The following is a 6,749-nucleotide window of genomic DNA, read 5'->3' on the forward strand; positions in this document are numbered from 1 at the left end:
TTAGCGCCGCTGCGATTCGCGCCGGCGGCGGTCCAGATAGATCGACGCGATGAGTGCGGCCGCTACAATGATCTGGTACCAGTAGGATTGTGTTCCGAGGATCACCAGTCCGTTTTGGAGCACCGCAGGAATGCTAACGCCGATGACGGTGCCGAGCATGGTTCCGCGACCCCCGTAGAGGCTGGCGCCGCCGAGGGCTACCGCGGTGATGGCGGCGAGGGCGTCGTTGCCGTGTCCACCGATGCTTGTCGTGCCGAAGCGAGCCGCGTCAAGGAATCCGGCCGCGCCGGCCAGTGCTCCGACGATCGCGTACACGGCAACGATGTGTCGGGTTACGTGGATACCTACCCGGCGGGCGGCTTCGGGATTGCTACCTATCGCGTAGGTGAGCTGGCCGAACCGGCTCTTTGCCAGTTGCACGCCGCCGATGACCGCGATGATGACAGCGATCGCCACCAGGATCGGCACGCCAGCGACCTTGTCGATGCTGACGAACGTTGACAGTGTGGAGGGGATCGCCGTCAGATCGTTGCCCTTGGCGACCAACTGCGCCGCGCCAAGGGCGGCGCCGAGCGTGGCCAGCGTGACAATGAACGGCGACAGCCGGAGCGTGGCGACGAGCGTGCCGTTGAGCAGACCCCAGGCTACTCCGGCGGCGACGGCAATGGCCGCGCCGAGCAGTGCCGTGCCCGCATTGTCCGTGCCAACTCCCTCCATTGCCTTGACGGCAAGCACCTCGCTGAAGACCAGAACACTGCCGATCGACAGATCGAACATGCCCATGATCGTCACGTAGGTGACGCCGACGGACAGCACGAGGAGAACCGCAGCATCACGCGCGAGGTTTTCAAGGTTTCCGCTGGTCGCGAAGTTGTTCGGCTTCGCAATCGCGAAAGCAGCAAGCAGGACGAACAACACCGCGAGGACGACCGTCTCCTGGCTGTGGACCACCGCGTCCACCGAGGTTGTGTGCCGGCGCGAGCCACCGTTACCGGTCGGCGGCACGGCCCGCCGGGGTTCTTCGCGGGCGTTCCGTGATGTGACGGTAGCTGTTCGGTCGTTTAGTTCGGTCACGTGCTGCTCGCCTCATCGTCGATGGTGGCCGTTCGCGGGTCGTTCACCGTGGATGCGCCGGTCATGTCCGCGACGAGTCGTTCTGTCGCCGCTTCTTCAATCGATATATCCGATACCCGCCGGCCAAGCCGCAGCACGGTGATCCGATCGCACACCGTCAGCACGTCGGGCATGTTGTGGCTGATGAGCACCACCGCGATTCCGCTGTCCCGGACCCGGCGGATGAGCTGCAGGACCTGCCTGGTCTGGACCACACCCAACGCGGCCGTGGGCTCGTCGAGCAGCAGCACGGTGTGCGCCCAGAACGCCGAGCGGGCGACGGCTACGCCCTGGCGCTGGCCGCCGGAGTACGACGCGATCGGGCCGGTGACATCTTTGATCTGAACGCCGAGCCGTTCGAAGGCCTCGCTCGCTTCGCGACGCATTCCGCTGCGGTCAAGCCAACCGAGCCATCCCAGTGGCCCGGTGCGTCGGCGTTCCCGGCCGAGGAACAGATTGCTCGCCGCGTCCAGATCAGGAGCGAGGGCGAGATCCTGGAAGACTGTTTCGATACCGGCAGCGTGCGCGGCCACCGGCGTCGCCAAGGTCGTGGGTTTGCCGTGTAGGAGAAGCTCACCGGAGTCGGGCTGTTCGGCACCGGAGAGGATCTTGACGAGAGTGCTCTTCCCCGCCCCGTTGTCGCCGATGAGTCCGACAACCGTGGCCAACGGCACCACCAGGTCAACGCCCCGCAAGGCTTCGACGTGACCGTAACGTTTGGTTATCCCGCGTACCTCCAGGACAGGTGCCTGGGCCTGTGATGGAGGGCTGCTGCCCTGGAGGTCCTGGACGCTCACGACGCCGCCCCGGCCGCCATCGCTCCGGTCGAAGATAACGCGGCCCACAACGTTAGTTGTCGCGCAAACGAGCCAAAGAAATCGTTGGTCAGCAGCCGGCAAATTTCTGACATGGATCGGTCTCCGTCGGAATGGCGGTGGGCTGTCGCGGCAACTCAGGGGACGTAATGAAGTAACAAATACGTGATCGAGAGCATCATCGCAGGTCACAGGCCTGTGGAGGGTTCGAAACGCGCAAGTTATTTCATTTCGACTCCTCAGCAGTGTTCGTTCATGACGTATTTCTGCAGGCCCGGGTCGCTTACGTTATCCTTCGTGAGTTCGAACGGCGGTGTTGAGATAGTCTTCGTCACCGGTTTCCCGGTGATCGCGTTGAACGCCTGCTCGGCCACGGCGGTGCCCTGATCGCGCAAAGTTATACCCAGTATCCCGTGCAGGCTTCCATTCTTGAGATCATTGATGCCGATTGGATCGGAGTCCATCTGGAGAGCGATCACCTTCCCGGTAACTCCGCGCTCACGCAGTGCCTGGGCCATGCCGTTCGACATGGGATAAAACGAACCGACGATGCCCAGCAGGTCGGGGTGCGCGGACAGGATCGCGCTCGCTGTCGCGGCCCCCGTTGCCGCATCAATTTGACTCACGATCGTCAGCGTGAGTAGATGCAGATTGGGGTACTTCTTAATCTGGGCTTCGAAACTCTTCTGTCGTGCGTCCGTAATGGCACTTCCACCTGGCTTGAAGCCGATGTAGGCGACATCCCCCGTACGCCCATTCGCCAGCCGCGCCAGAAGGTCGGCCGTCTTCGCCGCCTGTTCGAAGTAGTTTGAGCCGATTACGCTCGTCAAAAAGCTATCGTCGACGATCCCGTTAGCAACGGTAATTACCTTTATTCCCTGCGTAGCGGCACGTTTCAGGGGCATAGTAATACCCTTTGTGTCCGCCGCCGAAACAACAAGGACATCGGGATGCGCCGCAATAGCAGCGTTGAGGAGCGGCGTCTGCGCAGCGGCCGAGAATTCTGGAGAATATTGCGCGGTGAATTTCATCCCGTACCGCGAAGCTTGTTCCTGCGCCCCGCAGGCGACAGAGATGTAGGCGCCGTTGCGGACGGGCGCCACATAGATAATCGACTTACCCGCCGCGGATGTAGAAGATGCTGGGGATGTGGACGATGTACCCCCATTCGACGAGCATGCGGTGAGCGCCGCGGCGCAGAGTACCGCAAGCGCGGTCGCAAGTCTTTTCCGTCTTGCCGTCATGACTACTCCAGTATTCCTGCGTGAATAAGAAGTCGAAATAGAGTGGGGCGAATCAGTAGCAGCGTTCCTCAAAAGTGTTCCTCAAAAGTGTTCCTCAAGAGCGTCCGCGGTCAGAGTTTGAGCGATGCGAGCATGGTCGGTGGCGCGTCAGCAACGCTCGCCACGCCGGTCTCACTGGGCCTGATCGTCACATTCACGAACCTAGCCGCACGGAACAACGTTCCAATGAACGGTGGATGGACATTTCCTATCAAGGACGTATAGAAACTTCGTTTTACGCCTGCTTCTCGCGCAGCGACGGGGGCCGGACCCGCGGGTCTGCGAGCGTGCCAGCTTGGTAGGGGACCCCAGGGATCTGCCGGAAAATAACCTCAGAATTTGATGTTGCCCTTGTCGATCAGGCTGGTGTGGATCACGGTGACCAGCAGCCGGTCAGACAGCGACAGGGGACCGCGGCGCAGGACGCGGTACCGGGCATGTTTGTGGTGCAGGCTGACCGGCGGGTGATCGAGCAGGTACTGCTCGACTCTGGCCAGCAAGGCGGTGAAGGCAGGGCCTTCCAGTCCGGTGAGTGTGGGGTGGTGCAGCCAGCTCGTGGGCGGTCAGCCCGGTGCGGGTGGTGGTCGCACCGATCGTGTTGACGACAACGTCGTGGCTGGTCAGCGGGCGCCCACCCCAGTTGACGCTGATCCAGGAGAACAGTCGGTGCTCGATACTGTTCCATTTCGATGTTCCTGGCGGAAAATGGCAGACTGTCACCTCCAGACCAGCCGTGTGAGCGAAGGCGGCCAGCTCACTTTTCGGGAGGCCTTGACACCAGCCGGCATGATCACACGATGCGCGCGCGTGGTCAGCCCGTGGCGAGCAGGTCGACGGCCGGTCGAGTCGGGACCGCCTGCTGCCGCTCCGCGGCGAGGAACGGCCCTTCGCCGCTCGGGTCCATCACGCCGGACTCGGCCCAGCTGAAGCGGCCCGCGAGCACCTCCTGCGCCGCCGTGTAGTTGCGGGCGTCGTCGTTGCGCCACAGCGCCGCGAAGGACGCCTCGACCCGGCGTCGCGCCTGCCGGCAGAACAGGTCGGCCAGGTCGATCGCAGTCGGCTCGCCCTCCTCATCGAGCATCCGGGCCCGCACGACCGCCGCGCTGATAGCGAACAGTTCGGCGCCGATGTCGACGAGACGCCCGAGGAACGCCTGCTTCTTCTCCAGTCCGCCCTGCCAGCGAGCCATCCCGTAGAAGGTCGACCGGGCGAGCTTGCGCGCCGAGCGATCCACGAAACGCAGGTGCGTGCCGAGCCGACCGAATTCGAGGAACGATCGCGGCGACGTCCCGCTGCCGACGGCGAGGCCGGGCAGCCAGCGGCCGTAGAAGGCAGCCGCCCGTCCGGCGCCGCGGGCCTTCGCCGCGATCGACGCGTCCGGGGAAATGATGTCACCGGCCACCGAGAGGTGGGTGTCCACGGCCTCCCGCGCGATGAGCAACCGCATGATCTCGGTGGAGCCTTCGAAGATCCGGTTGATGCGCAGGTCGCGTAGCATCTGCTCGGCCGGTACCGGTCGTTCCCCCCGGTTGGCCAGGGACTGGGCGGTCTCGTACCCACGACCGCCGCGGATCTGGACCAGCTCGTCGGCGATCAGCCAGGCCATCTCGCTGGCATACAGCTTGGCCAGGGCAGCCTCGATCCGGATGTCCCCGCGTCCCTCATCGGCCATCAGGCCGGACAGTTCCAGCATCGCCTCCAGCCCGAACGTGGTGGCGGCCATGAACGCGATCTTCTGGGCGATGGCGTCGTGCTGGCCGATGGGCCGACCCCACTGGACGCGGTCCCGCGACCATTCCCGGGCGATGCGCAGCGCGTACTTGGCGCCGCCCACACAGGTCGCCGGCAGGGCGAGGCGGCCGGTGTTCAGCGTCGTCAGGGCAATCTTGAGCCCCTCGCCTTCCCGCCCGAGGCGGTCCGCGGCCGGGACCCGGACCTGCTCGAAGCTGGTCACCCCGTTCTCGATGCCGCGCAGACCCATGAACTCGTTGCGGTGCTCCACCTTCACGCCGGGTGCGTGGGCATCGACGATGAAACACGTGATGCCACCGCGATGACCGGCCGAGCGCGGGACGACCGCCATGACCACCAGCCGATCGGCGATCACACCGTTGGTGGTCCACAGCTTGCGGCCGCTCAGCTCGTAGGCGGCGCCGCCCTCGACCGGCACCGCCTGGCTGCTCATCCGGGCCGGGTCGCTGCCCACGTCGGGCTCGGTCAGCAGGAACGCGCTGATCTCCTCGCGGGCCACCTTCGGTAGATACGTCCGCTTCTGCTCCTCGGTACCGAACCCCAGGACCGGCTCGGCCACGCCGATCGACTGGTGCGCCGAGAGCAGCGTGGGCAGGCTCGCATGCCACGAGCTGGACAGTTCAAGCGCCCGGTTGTAGTAAACGGTGGTCAACCCGAGTCCGCCGTACTCCTCGGGGATCTTCATGCCGAGGGCGCCTATCCGCCGCAGCCCGTCGATCACCTGCCCAGGTAGCCGCCCGTCCCGCTCGATCTGCAACGGGTCCACCGTCTCCCGCAGGAACGACTCGAGCTGGGCCAGGAACGCCTCCCCCCGCTGCCGGTCGCCCTCCTTCGGCCGCGGGTGCGGGGAGATCAGATCGAGCCGGAGATGACCGAGGAAAAGCTCCTTGCCAAACGAGGGAAGCCGCCACTCGGCCTCCCGGGCCGCCTCGGCGACCCTGCGCGCCTCCCGTTCTCCCACCTGCGCCATCTCTCGCCTCCCCGTCCGTGAGCGGTATCCCGTCCGTCAGCGGTATGCAGTCCCTACCTACCCGTACTCCTTACCCGCACCGCGCCCATCCGCACGAGCTGGCACGCACACTCAGGCCGCGATCCGTCCGTACCGGCCCCCGCACCGATCTCCGCACCGATCAATGTCGACTTCCATCTGATCGCCCCCTGCCGGCGAATTTGGGGGACCTGAGCACGGTCTGCGGTCCCTGGACCGTGACTGGCTCCCCCAAATTCGACCGCCGCGCGATCATGAGGACCCGAACTCGCGAACGTTGGTAGTCACCGCGTCCGCGACGCGACCTCTCACTGCGGGGGCGGAGGTCGCGGAACAGTAGCACCAGTGTGCCGGGCTGCCGCAGGACATCCACGAGGGTAGATCGGGACGGCATGTACACGCCGAGCACATCAACGAGCCGTTTACTCGAATGTCTCGCCCGGACGACCGGACGGCTGTCCAGGGCGGCGGGCGCGGCGCTGCCCGGGCACTCGACGTCCAGCCCGCGCGGCGCGGCCGATGTCGGCCCGCGCACAAGGCTTGCAGATGTTGCGTTTGTTTCGGATGATGCAGTTGGGAACCGTGAATGTTGATGGAGCTGGCAGAGATGCCCGGCCAGGTTGACGGCGCGACCGGGCGACCGGACCCCGATCTGATCGGCACCCACCGGCGGATCAAGTTTCGCGACCTCCACAAGTACAGAAGCCGCGACGACCTGGCGCGGCGGCGCGAGGCCGACAACCTGACCGAGCTGACCCAGCAACTAGTACTCCAGTGACAGTGGCCGACGTGTGGTCT

At 65.0% G+C, this 6,749-nt stretch carries 6 protein-coding genes and 1 pseudogene; 1 reads left to right on the forward strand and 6 read right to left on the reverse strand.

The annotated features are described in order from the left end of the window. The 6 genes and pseudogenes from ACY5KJ_RS15865 to ACY5KJ_RS15890 form a co-directional block, all read right to left on the reverse strand. A complete protein-coding gene (locus ACY5KJ_RS15865) occupies nt 1-1,074 on the reverse strand; it encodes an ABC transporter permease (RefSeq protein ID WP_462188024.1) in 1,074 nt (357 codons plus the stop codon). After that, the gene (locus tag ACY5KJ_RS15870; protein ID WP_462203707.1) at nt 1,071-1,910 is read right to left on the reverse strand and encodes an ATP-binding cassette domain-containing protein; all 840 of its coding nucleotides are present in this window, start codon (nt 1,908-1,910) and stop codon (nt 1,071-1,073) included. Before ACY5KJ_RS15870 ends, ACY5KJ_RS15865 begins: the two co-directional genes overlap by 4 nt. Before the next feature lie 257 nt (nt 1,911-2,167). Then, the gene (locus tag ACY5KJ_RS15875) at nt 2,168-3,172 is read right to left on the reverse strand and encodes a substrate-binding domain-containing protein (RefSeq protein WP_462203708.1); all 1,005 of its coding nucleotides are present in this window, start codon (nt 3,170-3,172) and stop codon (nt 2,168-2,170) included. A 371-nt stretch (nt 3,173-3,543) separates the two neighbouring features. Then, a complete protein-coding gene (locus tag ACY5KJ_RS15880) occupies nt 3,544-3,711 on the reverse strand; it encodes a hypothetical protein (protein WP_462188021.1) in 168 nt (55 codons plus the stop codon). A gap of 55 nt (nt 3,712-3,766) precedes the next feature. Beyond that, nucleotides 3,767-3,973: pseudogene (locus tag ACY5KJ_RS15885) on the reverse strand (ISAzo13-like element transposase-related protein); the annotation flags it as partial. 49 nt (nt 3,974-4,022) lie between these two features. After that, nucleotides 4,023-5,933, reverse strand: a complete 1,911-nt coding sequence (locus tag ACY5KJ_RS15890) for an acyl-CoA dehydrogenase family protein (protein ID WP_462203709.1) — start codon at nt 5,931-5,933, stop codon at nt 4,023-4,025. 610 nt (nt 5,934-6,543) lie between these two features. On the opposite strand from ACY5KJ_RS15890, the gene ACY5KJ_RS15895 reads away from it, so the two are divergent. Continuing rightward, complete coding sequence (locus ACY5KJ_RS15895) at nt 6,544-6,729, forward strand: hypothetical protein (protein ID WP_462203710.1); 186 nt, start codon at nt 6,544-6,546, stop codon at nt 6,727-6,729. Nucleotides 6,730-6,749 lie beyond the last annotated feature (20 nt).

It is taken from the genome of Frankia sp. CcWB3, from assembly GCF_977927595.1.